Origin of the sequence: Sphingopyxis sp. MG (assembly GCF_002953155.1) — a bacterium.
Classification (GTDB): domain Bacteria; phylum Pseudomonadota; class Alphaproteobacteria; order Sphingomonadales; family Sphingomonadaceae; genus Sphingopyxis; species Sphingopyxis granuli.
The window spans coordinates 3,804,824-3,819,052 of record NZ_CP026381.1; the positions used below are offsets into that span (position 1 = coordinate 3,804,824).

Here is a 14,229-nt window from a genome sequence, read left to right on the forward strand (position 1 = left end):
TTTCCTGCGACGCGAGTATCGGCGTAAGGATCCGCGGTCTTTTCGTGGCGGGTGCCGCCGTGTTGTTCTCTGCCTGTCCTGCAGCAGCCCAGACCGGCAGCGATGTGTCTGTGACGGGCTCGACGGCTTACGACAGCAACCCGTTTCTTGCCTTTGGCAATGACACCGAAACGGCATCTTTCCGGCTTGAACTCGCGCCCAGCGTTTATCGCTCCGACGGCATCAGCAGCCTCAAGGTATCGGGGCGGGTCGAGCATGTCGAATATATGCGCCGCTATGATTCAGCGCAGAATCTGTCGGCGAACGTGGCTGCCAGTCACCGCATCAGCGAACGTCTCGATGCGACGGCAAATTTCTCTATTTCCAGCAGCGTATCGACGACCGACTTCGTGGGCCCGATCGGTGTGGGTGACGAAGGAGGTTCCGACGATCTTCCCCTGCCGATCGACAATGACATCACTTTGCTGGGCGACCGGCAACGTCGCAATCAGTCCGCTGCGGACGCAACCTTGCGCTACACTCCGAGCGAATTTGACGAGATTCGCTGGTCGAGTTCGGCACGCGCCAATCGCTATGGCGCGGCGCGTCTGCAAGATTCCGACTATGCATCGCAGCGGCTCGCTTATTCGCGCCGGATCAATGACGGTTTCATGATCGGGGGCCTTGTCGATGCGAGCATCAGCAACTTCAGGGACACGCGCGTTGGCGATGCCAGGACGCTATCGCCGCAATTGTCCGTAAGCGCACTGCTGGGCGCCCGGCTTCAGGCGTCGGGCAGCTTCGGGGTGGCTTTCACCCGGACCAATCTCGCCGTGGGCCGCGATACCTCAACCACATTCGCGGGCAATGCCACGCTCTGCCATAAGGGTTCGCTGAGCAATTTTTGCGTCAATGGTTCGCGCCAGGTGCTGCCTTCGGCAATCGGCGGCGTACGAAAGCAGACCTCGGCGGGCGCCGCCTATTCCCTGCGCCTGTCAGAGCGCGAAACCGTGCAGCTGGGCGGAAGCTATTCGGTGGCATCCGCGCCGCTTGCGGGTGCCGGGGGTGATTTCGAAAGCGTTCGCGGCTATGCCCGCTACGAGCGATTGCTCAACGAGCGGACGCGATTGTTTGCAAGTGCCGGTTATTCCGACACATCCGACGATCTCGGCGCGCGCCGCTCGAATATTCAGGGCGCGGTGGGAATAGTTTTCAAATTTGGAAATACGCGATGAACGGCGATCGGTACGACAGGGACGAAGAAGAGGGCGGCAATCTGCTCGCACATCTTCCGACCATCATCCGCGAGCGTTACCGCTGGCTGCTGTTTCCGACGATCCTATGCTTTGTCGCGGGCATCGTCGCAGCCTTCACGCTGCCGGCGGTTTACCGCTCGACGGCAACCTTGCTCGTCGAATCGCCGCAGCTTCCCGAAGATGTCGTGGGAGCGCAGGACGGCGACATCGTCGACCAGCGTATCGCCAAGATCCGGCAGCAGGTTCTCAGTCGGCCGCGCCTGATCGAGCTGATCCAGAAACACCGACTCTACGCCGATGAGCGGTCGAGCAAATCCTTGTCCGAGATTATCGAGAAGATGCGTAGTTCGACCTCGATCGAAACGGTGTCGGCGGAGCTGCAAAGGGCAGCGGCGGGACGGTCCTCGACGATCGCGTTCGCTTTGAGCTTTGATTATAAAGAGGCTGCTCCCGCCCAGGCGGTCGCGCAGGACATGACCGAACAGGTGCTGCTGATCGACGCCACCCGAAGTTCGGAGCAGGCGACCAACACCGTTCAGTTTTTGACGGATCAGGCGGCAGCCCTGCAAAGTCAGATGGCGGAGCTTGAGTCCTCGATCGAAACGATCAAAGCACAAAATGGCTTCGCACTCTCGAACCCCGGCATGATGATGATCGGGGGAGCGAGCGGCAGCTATGACGCGCAGATCATCGCCCTGCAGCGCGATAATGCATTGTTGGCGGCGCAGCGCGAGGCGCGCAAGTCGTCTGCAGAGCGCGATCCCCTGGTAGCGAGCGCCGAAGCCGAGCTGGCCGCCGCGCAGGCGCGCTATTCCGACGGCCATCCTGATATCGGCATCGCGAGGCGCCGCCTTGCCGAAGCGCGTCGCCTCGCAGCGAGCAATCAGGCCAAGCTGCCCGCCGATACGATCGACCAGCAAATTGCTTCCAACAATGCGCAGATTTCCGCGCTTCAATCTGTAAAGGCCCAGGAGCTTGGCCGACTGTCCGCCGCCCAAAGCGCGCAAGCGCGCGCCCCGCTCGTGCAGGAGCAGATCGCCCAGCAGCAACAGAAGCTTGAAGGGCTGAACACGCAATATGAGAGCGTGTCGACCCGGCTGCTGGCGGCGCAGGCGAGCGCCAAGGCGGAAAGCGAGCAAAAGGGCGAGCGTTTGTCGGTGATTGACCCGCCGGTGGTGCCTGAGGATCCCAATTCGCCCAATCGGCCATTGCTGATTGCGGGCGGACTTGTGTTCGGCCTAGGCTTCGGCCTGTTCCTGATCCTTCTCGTGGAACTATATCACCGTCCGATCCGGGACATGCTTGATATTCGGGGAGTGACAGGAGAGATGCCACTTGTTTCGATCCCGACGATCGATCCGGTGGATACGGGGCCGAAAACGCGGCTCGAACGGTTGTTGGCACTTCTTCCCCGTCCGCGTCGCTTACTGAACCGCGCAAGCAGCTAGAACGAAACGATGAACAGCCTGACCAATCTTCCCAACCCGCTAGCCGGGCGTCCGGACGTTTCGCCACTGCCCGGTGTCGGAGAAGTAGCGGACGTTGAACAACCTGATATCAGCGCCAAACTCGTTGGGTTTGAATCCAAGGATGCCCGGTCGCGCCCGTTCAACCTGCTCCGTGCGCAGCTGATCAAGAAGCTTGCAGAAACCGGTGGGCATTTGATCGGAATTACCTCGCCTGCGCCCAACGCCGGCAAGTCATTCGTGGCTTCCAACCTTGCAGCTTCAATGAGTCAGCTGTCGAACCGGCGGACAGTGTTGATCGATCTCGATCTTCGGCGGGCGACCATCGCCGATATCTTCGGACTCGAGGGTCCCGAAGGCGTCACCGAATATCTGCTTGGTGACGAGCTGAGCTTGTCGCAGATCGGGCGGCGCATCGGAACGAGCAACCTCGTTGTGTATCCGACCTTTCCAGCCCCAGTGAACTCGGCGGAGCTGATGGTCAGTGACCGCCTCTTGGACCTGGTCGCGCGTGCCCGGGCACTTGGCGAAGACGCCGTCGTCATTTTTGATTTGCCGCCTGTATTTGCCAACGATGATGCAATCCTTGTGGCCGAACAACTCGATGGTATCCTGCTTGTCGTCGAGCAGGGTGTGACGACCAAGAAGCAGCTGCAGAGCTCGCTTCAGCTCCTGCATCCCACGCCGCTTTTGGGCACCATTTTCAATCGCTTTACCGGCGGCTCGGGTGACCCCTACGGCTATGGCGGAAAATACGACGGCTATTACAGCGACTGACGTCGCACGCCCCAGGCACCGCTAGCAACCGCGCACCACTACCTTCGATTCTGACCTGCCGCTGCGAGTCGCTTAACAGCGACTTCAGGGCGGCTGCAAATGTGGCCGCGTTTCTGGTTGTCACTGGATAGCGGATCAGGTCGTGCGCGACGTCGCAAATGAAAAAATTCCAAAAACTTTCGCTGTGATTCAATTTTTTAATCGAGATCGGCGGCATAGCCGGCGGCGGGCCAGATCAGAATTGCAGATCGCCTAAACTGATGTTGAAAGGGCACGGACTATGACTGTGCCACAATGGAACATGAATCGGCTCGTCGCAAATGCGAGCCAGCGGATCAAATTCACCGGTCAATAATAATTACGTATTTTCAGTGTCTTGCAACATCGTTAGCGATGTCAGGTCTGACAATGATGTCGGATGAATCGCGACGTGTCCGCTTAGCGACTTAACATCACATTGACATTGCTTAACGAATCATCAATAGCTCATCCTCGCAAGAAGGCATCAGACTTTCTGCGGGTTTCGCGCACATCGGGTCGAAGAAATGCCGGACATCCAACTAGTTGGAGTCCGGGCCGAATGCTTTGGCCGAGGCGCGAAGTGTCCCGCTTTTCCGGGATTGGCTTCTATCTGTGAGGCGACGCTCCTCTCTTGGATATCCCAGGAGGGCAGGGGACGTCCGCAAGGGGTGAGTTGGATGAAGAAGTTTTTCTCGACTGCCGCAGCTTTCGCAGCCGCCATCGCTCTGCCCAGCGGCGCGTCAGCCAGCACGCTGATCAATGGCGGGTTTGAAGCCTCTCCGGCTGGGCCGGGGGCACCGACCGGCTGGGCCACCAACAACGCCGGGCTGGTTCAGGTCGTCACTTCATTCAACGGCGGCGGCGCCTTCGCGCCTTATACGGCGCAGGAAGGGGCTCAGTTTGCCGTTCTTGCGACGGGCGCCCAGAATATCGCGACCGTTCTGACACAGATCTTCAACCTCAACCAAAACGAAACCATCAGCTTCATGGTGGCCTTTGCCACCACGGAAAACCCCGGCAGCACGACGTACAACGATTCGGGCGCGTTCGGGATTTTCGACTTCACCAATCTTGCCAACTCTTCGCTGTTTAGCCAGTCGGTGAGCGCCGCGACCAATCAGGCCGGGCCTTGGACCCTGGTGAGCTTCACCGCCCCTACGACCGGTTCCTACGCGCTTAATGCCAGCGTCCGGAACGTCGGTGACGGCATCGTCAATAGCTATCTCCTCCTCGATGCAGCCGGCGCGGTTCCCGAGCCAGGCACATGGATGTTGATGCTGCTTGGCCTGGGTGCCGTCGGCTTCTCGCTTCGCCGCCGCAAGAATCTTCGTGTGAGCTTTATTTGATTTCAGCCTTTTAGAATGGGGATGTCGGACATGAAAAATACCTTAGCACTTGCCTTCTCGCTGGTGGCGCTCGCGCTCCCTGCGACTGCAGCTCAGGCTGCGGCCACCGTAAACGTCAGCACCGGTCAGGGCGCCCCTGGCACCGCTGACCCGATGTGGACTGTCGGCCCGAACGAAAGCCTGGCTTTCATTCCGACCCAGATCCATCCCAACTGGTTCAGCGGCGGTGCTCCGGCTGGCACCAACGGCAACAATGACGGTGCGCGCTGGATCACGCCGACCAGCAATGGTCTCGCCAATCAGCCCGCTGGTACGGTTGTGTACAGCGCCGTTTTCGGTCTCAGCCAGGTGGCCACGCTGGCCAACCTGACCGCCAATTTCTGGTCGGACAATCGCGTTCTGTCGATCGTTCTGAACGGCGTCACGCTGTATGCGAACAACAATGGCCTGGCTTCGCAGTTCAATGGACCGGGCACTGCCCTCAATGTCCAGTATGCGAGCCTGAACGCCGGTACGAACAATCTGCTTGAGGTCACCGTGCAGAATGATCCGGGCAGTAGCGGCAATCCCGCGGGTCTTCGTTTTGCCGGCGTTTTCTCGGCCGTTCCCGAACCGGGCACGTGGATGCTGATGATGCTCGGTCTCGGTGCGGTCGGCTTCTCGATGCGTCGCCGCCAGAAGATGCAGGTGCGCTTTCAGTTCGCCTGAGCTCGACTGCGGCCTAATTCGAAATAAGCAGAAGGGTCGGCCTATATGGTCGGCCCTTTTGCCTTTCTTAGGTGCCACCCGCTAATGCACGACGTCATGTCTCGAATCGGTAAGTCATGGGGGACGACTGCGCTGCTGGCAGCATGCGGCCTCGCTATGCTTGCGGCGATCGCGGCCATCTATGTTTCGACGTCGACAGTCATGGATCCGGACCCAGTGTCAAAGGCCGCGCGGGAAATTGCGACGCGGTCAGCCGTCGAGCCCGAAGCCTTCAAGTTTCGCGAGGGCATCGCACCTTTGCAGGCCGCCGAGATCAACGCCGCGGTGCCTGATTCCGACGAGCCGATCTTGCCCGCGAAGCCCTTTGCGATTCTGTCCCAGGCAGCGGCCGGAGCTGCGCAGCTTTCCGCGATCGATTGCCTGACCGCGGCGGTGTATTATGAGGCGGCGTCCGAAACCATTACCGGGCAGCGTGCGGTGGCGCAGGTCGTTCTCAACCGCATGCGGCACCCTGCCTATCCGAGCTCCGTATGCGGGGTCGTGTTCCAGGGGTCGCACCGCGCGACCGGTTGCCAATTCACCTTTACCTGCGACGGCTCGCTGCGGCGGCGCCCTTCTGCAAGCGGCTGGCTTCGCGCCCGGTCGGTCGCGACGGCCGCCCTTTCCGGATATGTCGAACCGGCAGTCGGCCATGCGACCCATTATCATACGACTTATGTCGTGCCTTATTGGAGCAGCAGCCTGACCAAGATGCGCACCGTCGGTTCGCACATATTCTACCGCTGGAGCGGCAGCAACGGCACGCCGCGCGCGTTCGTCAATCGTTATGCCAATGCGGAGCTCATTCCTGCCGGTGCCGCCGCCAATCTTTCCGGCTATTTGCTGGGCTCGGCGGCGCTTCCGGGTGGGTTGGATCTGGCTGATCTGCCGCTTGCTGCCGAACCTGTGATTGCAGCGGCGTCGGCTCCGTCGTCTGGGCTGAAGGCGCCGCTGCGCGGTGAATTGAGCTCGGCACCGAGCAGCGAGATCGCCGTCAAGGGCGGGGGTATTCTCACGCGGAACCACAAGCTCAAGGGTGACGTCGCGGAACCCCGGCTGGTTGATGATCGCCCTCGCCTGATCGAGTGACCGGACGCCAAGATCGATCGTAGGGGGCGCGTGCCAGGCGCGCGTGTCCTGGTCATTTCCGGCCCTACGCTAACATCTTCGCTAGACATGATTTTGCCACGGAGAGCCGACACGTGCCGACCATCTCTTATCCAACGACGCCTTTCGCCGATCAAAAGCCGGGTACCTCGGGTTTGCGCAAAAAGGTGCGGGTGTTTGAACAACCCGGATATGCAGAAAATTTCCTGCAATCGATCTTCGACGTGGTTGTGCGACCTGACGATGCCACTTTGGTGATCGGTGGCGATGGTCGCTATTACAACCGAACGGTCATTCAGCAGGCGATCCGCATCGCAGCGGCCAACGGCTATGCCCGAGCCCTCGTCGGCCGCGGCGGCATATTGTCCACGCCTGCGGTCAGTCACTTGATTCGCAAATCTGGAGCGAGCGGTGGGCTGATCCTGTCCGCCAGTCACAATCCCGCCGGCCGGGATGGAGATTTCGGGATCAAATATAATGGCGCCAACGGCGGTCCGGCGCCCGAGCAGGTTACCGACGCAATCTACGCCCGCTCGTTGACGATCGACCGTTGGCTCGCGGTGGAGGGTCCCGACCTCGATCTCGAGCAGCTGGGCTTCCATCGCGTCGGCGCGATGAACGTCGAGATCGTCGATCCTGTCACGGATTACGCCGATCTCATGGAAGAGCTGTTCGATTTCGCAGCCATTCGTGAGGCCGTCGCTGGTGGATTCACCATGGCGTTTGATGCCATGCATGCCGTGACCGGGCCATATGCCGTTGAGCTGTTCGAAAAGCGTTTGGGCTTCGCGGCCGGAACGGTACGGAACTCGGTCCCTCTCGAGGATTTCGGCGGCGGGCACCCTGATCCGAACCTCGTGCATGCACGCGACCTCCATGATTTGATGATGAGCAAGGCCGCCCCTGACTTCGGCGCTGCTTCGGATGGCGATGGCGATCGGAACCTCATCATTGGGCGGGGCTGCTATGTCACCCCCTCAGACTCGCTCGCCATGCTTGCAGCCAACGCGCATCTTGCTCCCGCCTATACCCGCGGCTTGCGGGGCATCGCCCGGTCGATGCCGACTAGCACGGCAGCAGACCGAGTCGCTGCGGAACTCGGAATTCCCTGTTTCGAAACCCCGACGGGGTGGAAGTTTTTCGGCAATTTGCTCGATGCCGGGATGGTTACCATCTGCGGTGAGGAGAGCGCTGGTACGGGATCGGACCATGTCCGTGAAAAGGACGGGCTTTGGGCGGTTCTGCTATGGCTCAACATCCTTGCGGTCCGCAACCTGTCGGTTGCCGACCTGGCGCGCGGGCATTGGGCGCGTTTTGGACGCAATTATTATGCGCGGCACGATTATGAAGACTTGCCCGCAAACGATGCCGCGGTCTTGATGAGGCGGCTCGAGGCGGTTCTGACAGACCTGCCGGGCACGGCATTGGCCGGGCTCGAGATCAAAAATGCGGACAGCTTCACCTACGATGATCCTGTCGATGGCTCTTCGAGCAGGAATCAGGGATTGCGGATCTTCTTCAAAGACGGCTCGCGAGCGGTGTTGCGGCTATCTGGGACCGGAACCGAGGGCGCGACCCTGCGCATCTATTTGGAACGCTATCAAAGTCCTGGCGGCAATCTATCGGGTGATACGACCGAAATATTGGCGGACATCGCGGTCGCGGTGTCTGAGCTGGCCGGGATACGCGAACATTTGGGGCGAGACCGGCCCGATGTCGTTACCTGAGTCCGCGCCCGCGCGGTCATATGGCCTCGCGCCGGTATAAGCTAACGGCATCGCGCTTATTGGTACACCGACGACTCGTTACGGGCTTCTGTTCCAATACGCGCGTGGCCAATGCCATCGCCGCTCACGGGCGCTTTGGTGCGGCGCACCTGGTACATTATCGACCCGAAAAATGCCGCGGCATGACGTAGTTTCTGTCGATACGCTAAGACGGTTTTAACCCCATGCGGCCGACAGCAGGATCATGGTCATTTCTGCATATTTTGAATCGTCCCCCAAGGCGTCTGCGCGCGCAGAGCGCCGCAAGCTCATGCTCGAGGTTCGGGGCGCGCATGCGGGAGCGGCCGATCTTCCAGTCACCGTACATAATATCTCGGCGACCGGCCTGCTCATCGAATGCGACGCACCGCTTGCGATCAATGACCGTATCGACATCGACCTGCCGCACGCGGGACTGGTCTCCGCGACCCTGGTTTGGGTTAGCGGCCCGATGTTCGGCTGCCAGTTCGACACCGCGCTCTCGCCCGCTGCGCTGAGCGCAGCGCAGCTGCGCAGTGCGATCGAGGTTGAGTCTCGAGCAAGCAGCGAAGACGATAGTGCGCCGGTTCCAGCTGGCGGCAACACCTCAAACTTTGCGGCGAACTTGAAGCGTCTGCGCATGGCAAAAGGCCTGAGCCAGGCGGATGTTGCCGAACAATTGGGCGTAAGCGGGCCATCGATTTCGGGATGGGAAAAGGGCCGAGCCCGGCCGAAGGAAGACCGGTTGTCCGACCTTGCTGCGCTGCTCGGAATTCCGGTTTCGCAGCTGCTCGTCGATCCCCAGCCCGACATGATCAAGGATTTGATCGATACGAGCCGCGACCAGATCGCTCGTGCCACGGGCGTGGCGCCGGATCGGGTTCGGATTATCGTCGAATTTTGAGCGGCGTTGATTGCGGGGTACCCATCCGGTGAAGGCCGCGGATCAGCTATGATTGTTCGGCAATGAGGTTGATGAGGCATTCGATGCCGTCAGGCGTGAAGGCCATGGCGCCGCCGTCATCATCGGGCCCGAACACCCAGATCAGCCCGTCTTCGGGTTCCATTTCCGCGGCGATGTCGAAGAGCCACTCTTCGTCTCTGCCGAGCTCCCGCGCGACGAGCGCCAGGGTTTTGACGCTATCGACTTTGTTCACGTCCATCAGGCGGCGATCGCGGCGTGCTTGCTTTGCCAGTTCCAGGGGAGGAGCTCATCGAGCCGGCTGACGGGATGGCTGGCAATGCGGTCGAGCACATCGGCGAGCCAGGCCTGCGAATCGATATCGTTCAGCCGCGCGGTCTGGATCAGCGTGTAGAGGATGGCGGCGCGCTGACCGCCGCGATCGGATCCGCAGAACAGCCAGGCCTTGCGACCGAGCGGCACGCAGCGCAGCGCCCGTTCTGCCGCGTTGTTGGTCAGGCAGACGCGCCCGTCATCGAGGAAGCGGCTGAACGCGGCCCAGCGCCGGAGCATGTAGTTGATCGCCTTGGCAAGGTCGTGGTTGCGCGACAGCTTCCCGAGCTGTTCGGTGAGCCAGGCGTGGAGCTCGGCTAGCAACGACGCGCTCTGCTCCTGACGGAGGGCGAGGCGCTCGGCGGCGCTGCTGCCGTTCACGGCGCGCTCGATATCGAACAAGGCATCGATCCGCTGCACGGCCTCGAGTGCGATCGGATAGATGACACCCGAGCGCTCGCCGCGGCTCTTCTTGCGTGCCGCGCCCTCGACGTCGGCGAGCTCGAAGAACTTGCGCCGTGCGTGAGCGAAACAGCCCGCCTCGAAGATGGGTCCGGGCATACGCCCTTCACGGTAGAGCTCGCCGTAGCCACCATAGGCGTCGGCCTGCAATATCCCCGACCAGGATGCGAGATGGGCTTGCGGATGTTCGCCGCGCCGGTCGCGCGAGTAGTGGAACAGCGCCGCAGGCGGATCGGCACCTGCGAACGGCTTGTCGTCGCGCACATAGACCCACAGCCTCGCGGTATCGGTCTTGCCCTTCGCGAGGACCGGCACGGTTGTATCGTCGCCGTGCAATCGCTCGGCGGCGAGGACATGGGCCTCGATCAGGCGATAGATCGGTAGCAGCGCATGGGCACCGCCGCCGACCTGATCGCCGAGCGTCGATGTGCTGAGCGGCACACCCTCACGGGCGAACCGCTCGGCCTGGCGGTTGAGCGGTTGGTGTTGCCCGTACTTCTCGAACAGCAGCATCGCGAGGAAGCTCGGCCCGGCCCAGCCGCGAGGGAGCACATGAAAGGGCGCCGGTGGCTGGGTGATCTTCTCGCAATCGCGGCAAGAAAACTTCTCGCGCACCGTCTGGGTGACCTTCCACGAACGCGGGATCACCTCGAGCGTCTCGGTGATGTCTTCGCCGAGCTTGGCAAGGCGGCTGCTGCCGCATGCCGGGCAGGAACAGGGGGCGGGCACGACGATGCGCTCGCGCGGCAGGTGATCGGGGAACGGCTTGCGGCTCGGGCGCTTGCGCTCGAACGCGGTGACGGACAGGGCCTTTGCGGCGGCGGCCTCGGTGACGAGCTCATCCTCGCTGGCATCGGCCTCGAGATCTTCGAGCTGTAGCTCCATCTGCGCGAGGAGACGCTTGCTGCGTTCTGCGCTGGCGCCGTAGGCCTCGCGCTTCAGCTTGGCGATCTGCAGCTTGAGATGGGCGATCATCGCCTCGGTGGCGCTCTCGCGGGCCTTTGCGTTGGCGAGCCGCGCTTCGGCCTCGTCGGCTCTGCGGGTCGCCGCGTTCAGCAGCGCCTTGAGCGCTGCGACGTCGTCCAGAGTGGGCGAAACGGCGGCTTCCATGCCCATGAATGAATCACCATCGGCGCCGCCTATCAAGCCAAAAATGCATCATGCCGGGCGTTATCCCGCGCTCTGCGGCCGCCAGCTATACTGCGGGTTACGCCAGTCGATCCCGTCAAGCAGACAGGCCAGCTGCGCACTGGTCAGCGACACGATCCCGTCCTTCGCCGACGGCCAGATAAAGCGTCCCTTCTCGAGGCGCTTGGCGTAAAGCGACATGCCGATACCATCGTGCCAGATGATCTTGGTCAGCGATCCGGCACGCCCCCGAAAGACGAACAGATCGCCGCCGAAAGGATCACGCCCCAGGCTCTGCTGAACGAGCAGCGCAAGCCCCTGCATGCCCTTGCGCATATCCGTATGCCCCATCGCTATCCATACCCGCGCGCCGGGCGGGATCATCGCAGCGCCTTCAAGGCCGCGGCGGTCAGCACCGGCGATGCCGATGCCGCAATACTGACCCGGCCGCCGCCGGGCAGCTCGATCAGGATCGCGACGCCCGGCGCGGACGAAGGCGGCTGCAGATCGTCGGCCACCATCGCCTCGGCGAAAACGGGGCCCGGCAAGGCTGCGCGAAACTTGCGCCGCCATATATAGATCAGGCTGGTCGAAACGTCATACCGGCGGCTAACCTCGGCAACGCAGGAACCCGGCGCAAACGCCTCGTTCAGGATCTGAAGCCGCTCATCCTCACTCCACCGCCGACGACGCTCGGGGCCGCTAAACAGCGTTACCTGGCTCATATCCGTCCTTAAGCTCGCTCACACGAGCACGCTTATGAGCGCGCGAAACCGCGACGAACAAGGCGGCTCTCACCGGGCGGATACATTGCGGGCAGCCGCCGCATCGCTCGCTGATCTTTACCTCGACGACGGCTCCGGCAATGCATGTTTCGGTAGCTCGACTTTCTGCGGAGGGGCGAAAGTCGGGCTGAATCTCGAATGTCCGCGCGAGCCAAAGGTTCCCGAATTGTCGGCGGGCAGCTTTGAACTCCAGAATGAGCGCGGCCTCAATTGAGCGCACGCTGGCGGCGGCAGGCGCCGCCAGAGGTCGCGCGTTGGCACAGTTGGCCGCGCAGCGCTCTTGTCTCGTTTCTTGCGGCCGCGGGCGCGCGGCCCTTACGGCGGGTAAACAGCGCAGGGCGCTGTTCCGGGCGCGGCTTCGTACCCCCGACCCGCCACCGGTCCGCGCACGCCGCGGCGCCTGCGGCTGCGACGAGGGCGCGTTTGTTCTCCAAGGATGACGCAGCGCTGATCGCGCGGCGGCGTTGCTGGGGAGCCGGCCAAGGACAGCGTGGCAGTCGGCGCACGGCTATGGGACCGCTCGGCCGGTGCGCAAGCCGGCCCGCTGCCGCAAGCCGCATCGGCGCGAACGGGCAAAAAAGAAGGGGCGGCGCAAAGAGCCCTTCACGCCGCCCTCCGACGATGTAACATTGAACATCGCCCCTTGCCGCCGATGAATGCCCGGGGTCGCTACCTGGCACCCGCTTGGCGGAAGAATTCGTGCGCGCCATACGCGCGCCGATCACGCCGCAATAGCATGAAAACGCCAAATATTCCCTAGCGCGCGTTATTATCTTACGGATTTGTCTTGTCGCGCAATGAAATGCGACTGTCGAGTTAAGGCGTCGGCATCGCACAGGTGTCGTATCGATCACCGCTACGTGCTTTTATACGTGATCGCTTTGGCCCTTCATATCAGCCCGGGTTGATCGTTTCCGTCGATCTCTGCGGGTGGCTCCAATCCCAACGGCGAGACCATCCCCGGCGACGGGCGATGTGACCTGGACCGGCGCGGCGCCCCGCAAAAGTGCGGCGGCGCGATTATTTCCCCGACTGCTGCGCAGTCTCCTCGCGGCCACTTCGCTTCAAATAATCGCGCCGCTGCACTCCTCCGCTTCGCTGCGGCCCTGCGGGTTCACGGGATCACCTCATGCGCCGGCCCTTGGTCCGCCCATGCCGCAGGGATGGTCCCGCGGCTCATTCAAGGAGACGACCAATGGCAGCTATCGGTTTTGTAAACGGCACCATCGAACAGGGCTTCGTGGGCCAGCTGAAAACCCTTTCGATCCGCGCAGCGATCGAGATTCGCCCCAACCCCTCGAAGAACGGCGACGTCCAGCCTGATTACCGGGTCTATTCCGAAGGCGTCGAGATCGGCGCGGGCTGGATCCGCATCGGCGAAACCTCGGGCAAACCCTTCGTGTCGCTGACACTTGCGGCACCGGAGTTCGGGCCGCGCCGGATTACCGGCTTCTGAAAGCCCATGACCTGATCACCAGCCCGGCCTTCATCGTGATCAAGGCAGCCGATGCGTTCCACACCAAGACGACGCGGCCGAACGAGATGTGGCAGACCGACTTCACCTACTTCAAAATCATCGGTTGGGGCTGGGTGTATCTGTCGACCGTGCTCGACGACTTCTCCCGCTATGTCATCGCCTGGAAGCTTTGCACCACCATGCGCGCCGGGGACGTCACCGACACGCTGGAACTGGCGCTTGAAGCCTCGGGCTGTTCGTCAGCCAGGGTCGTGCAAAAGCCCAGGCTGCTCAGCGATAATGGTCTGAGCTACATCGCCGAGGAGCTGGCCCAATGGATCGGTGCCAACGGTATGAGCCATGTCCGCGGCGCCCCGATGCATCCCCAGACCCAAGGCAAGATCGAGCGCTGGCACCAGACCCTCAAGAACCGGATCCTGCTGGAAAATTACTTCCTGCCCGGCGATCTGGAGACCCGGATCGAGGCCTTCATCGACCACTATAATCACCGCCGATATCACGAAAGCCTCGGCAATGTGACGCCCGCCGACACCTACTTCGGCAGGGCTGACGCCATCATCAAACAGCGCGAAAGGATCAAACGGAAGACCATCGAACACCGACGCTTGCAGCACCGCAAGCTCGCCGCTTAATATCAACCCCAGGACGAGGCCCGCGCTCCGCTAATCTACGCCGCGATCTGCGCCAAATGTTCTGACG

At 61.9% G+C, this 14,229-nt stretch carries 14 protein-coding genes and 1 pseudogene; 11 read left to right on the forward strand and 4 right to left on the reverse strand.

Annotation, left to right across the window (positions count from 1 at the left end):
* Positions 1-44 precede the first annotated feature (44 nt).
* From C3E99_RS17470 to C3E99_RS17505, 8 genes are all read left to right on the forward strand, one after another.
* A complete protein-coding gene (locus C3E99_RS17470) occupies positions 45-1,214 on the forward strand; it encodes a hypothetical protein (protein ID WP_158682356.1) in 1,170 nt (389 codons plus the stop codon).
* Positions 1,211-2,683 (forward strand): GumC family protein, encoded by a 1,473-nt coding sequence (locus tag C3E99_RS17475; RefSeq protein ID WP_104960176.1) that lies wholly within the window; start codon positions 1,211-1,213, stop codon positions 2,681-2,683. Before C3E99_RS17470 ends, C3E99_RS17475 begins: the two co-directional genes overlap by 4 nt.
* A gap of 9 nt (positions 2,684-2,692) precedes the next feature.
* Positions 2,693-3,478, forward strand: a complete 786-nt coding sequence (locus tag C3E99_RS19905) for a CpsD/CapB family tyrosine-protein kinase (RefSeq protein ID WP_158682357.1) — start codon at positions 2,693-2,695, stop codon at positions 3,476-3,478.
* Between the two features lie 698 nt (positions 3,479-4,176).
* Entirely contained in the window at positions 4,177-4,845 is a 669-nt protein-coding gene (locus C3E99_RS20175) for a PEP-CTERM sorting domain-containing protein (RefSeq protein WP_104960178.1), read from the forward strand.
* A gap of 30 nt (positions 4,846-4,875) precedes the next feature.
* Complete coding sequence (locus tag C3E99_RS17490; RefSeq protein ID WP_234002530.1) at positions 4,876-5,553, forward strand: PEPxxWA-CTERM sorting domain-containing protein; 678 nt, start codon at positions 4,876-4,878, stop codon at positions 5,551-5,553.
* A 156-nt stretch (positions 5,554-5,709) separates the two neighbouring features.
* The gene (locus tag C3E99_RS20300; RefSeq protein WP_104960180.1) at positions 5,710-6,681 is read left to right on the forward strand and encodes a cell wall hydrolase; all 972 of its coding nucleotides are present in this window, start codon (positions 5,710-5,712) and stop codon (positions 6,679-6,681) included.
* A gap of 113 nt (positions 6,682-6,794) precedes the next feature.
* Positions 6,795-8,426 carry an alpha-D-glucose phosphate-specific phosphoglucomutase gene (locus tag C3E99_RS17500; RefSeq protein WP_104960181.1) on the forward strand — a complete coding sequence of 544 codons (1,632 nt, stop codon included), beginning with the start codon at positions 6,795-6,797 and terminating at the stop codon, positions 8,424-8,426.
* 244 nt (positions 8,427-8,670) lie between these two features.
* A complete protein-coding gene (locus C3E99_RS17505; RefSeq protein ID WP_104960182.1) occupies positions 8,671-9,348 on the forward strand; it encodes a helix-turn-helix domain-containing protein in 678 nt (225 codons plus the stop codon).
* A 46-nt stretch (positions 9,349-9,394) separates the two neighbouring features.
* Here the strand turns inward: C3E99_RS17505 and C3E99_RS17510 are convergent, their stop codons facing one another.
* From C3E99_RS17510 to tnpA, 4 genes are read right to left on the reverse strand one after another with little or no spacing between them, the layout of a single operon-like run.
* Positions 9,395-9,607 carry a hypothetical protein gene (locus tag C3E99_RS17510; protein WP_104960183.1) on the reverse strand — a complete coding sequence of 71 codons (213 nt, stop codon included), beginning with the start codon at positions 9,605-9,607 and terminating at the stop codon, positions 9,395-9,397.
* Complete coding sequence (tnpC, locus tag C3E99_RS17515; RefSeq protein ID WP_104960421.1) at positions 9,607-11,250, reverse strand: IS66 family transposase; 1,644 nt, start codon at positions 11,248-11,250, stop codon at positions 9,607-9,609. Before tnpC ends, C3E99_RS17510 begins: the two co-directional genes overlap by 1 nt.
* A 60-nt stretch (positions 11,251-11,310) precedes the next feature.
* Positions 11,311-11,652 carry an IS66 family insertion sequence element accessory protein TnpB gene (gene tnpB / locus C3E99_RS17520; RefSeq protein WP_104959400.1) on the reverse strand — a complete coding sequence of 114 codons (342 nt, stop codon included), beginning with the start codon at positions 11,650-11,652 and terminating at the stop codon, positions 11,311-11,313.
* Entirely contained in the window at positions 11,649-11,993 is a 345-nt protein-coding gene (tnpA, locus tag C3E99_RS17525; RefSeq protein ID WP_104960184.1) for an IS66-like element accessory protein TnpA, read from the reverse strand. Before tnpA ends, tnpB begins: the two co-directional genes overlap by 4 nt.
* A 34-nt stretch (positions 11,994-12,027) precedes the next feature.
* Between tnpA and C3E99_RS19910 the strand changes: the two genes are divergently transcribed.
* The 3 genes and pseudogenes from C3E99_RS19910 to C3E99_RS17535 all read left to right on the forward strand — a co-directional run.
* Positions 12,028-12,267: a hypothetical protein gene (locus tag C3E99_RS19910; RefSeq protein ID WP_158682358.1), complete on the forward strand. Its 240-nt coding sequence runs from the start codon at positions 12,028-12,030 to the stop codon at positions 12,265-12,267.
* Between the two features lie 981 nt (positions 12,268-13,248).
* Positions 13,249-13,509: a DUF736 domain-containing protein gene (locus tag C3E99_RS17530; protein WP_104960185.1), complete on the forward strand. Its 261-nt coding sequence runs from the start codon at positions 13,249-13,251 to the stop codon at positions 13,507-13,509.
* Positions 13,479-14,162: pseudogene (locus C3E99_RS17535) on the forward strand (transposase); the annotation flags it as partial. The gene C3E99_RS17530 and the pseudogene C3E99_RS17535, both read left to right, overlap by 31 nt.
* Between the last annotated feature and the right edge of the window lie 67 nt (positions 14,163-14,229).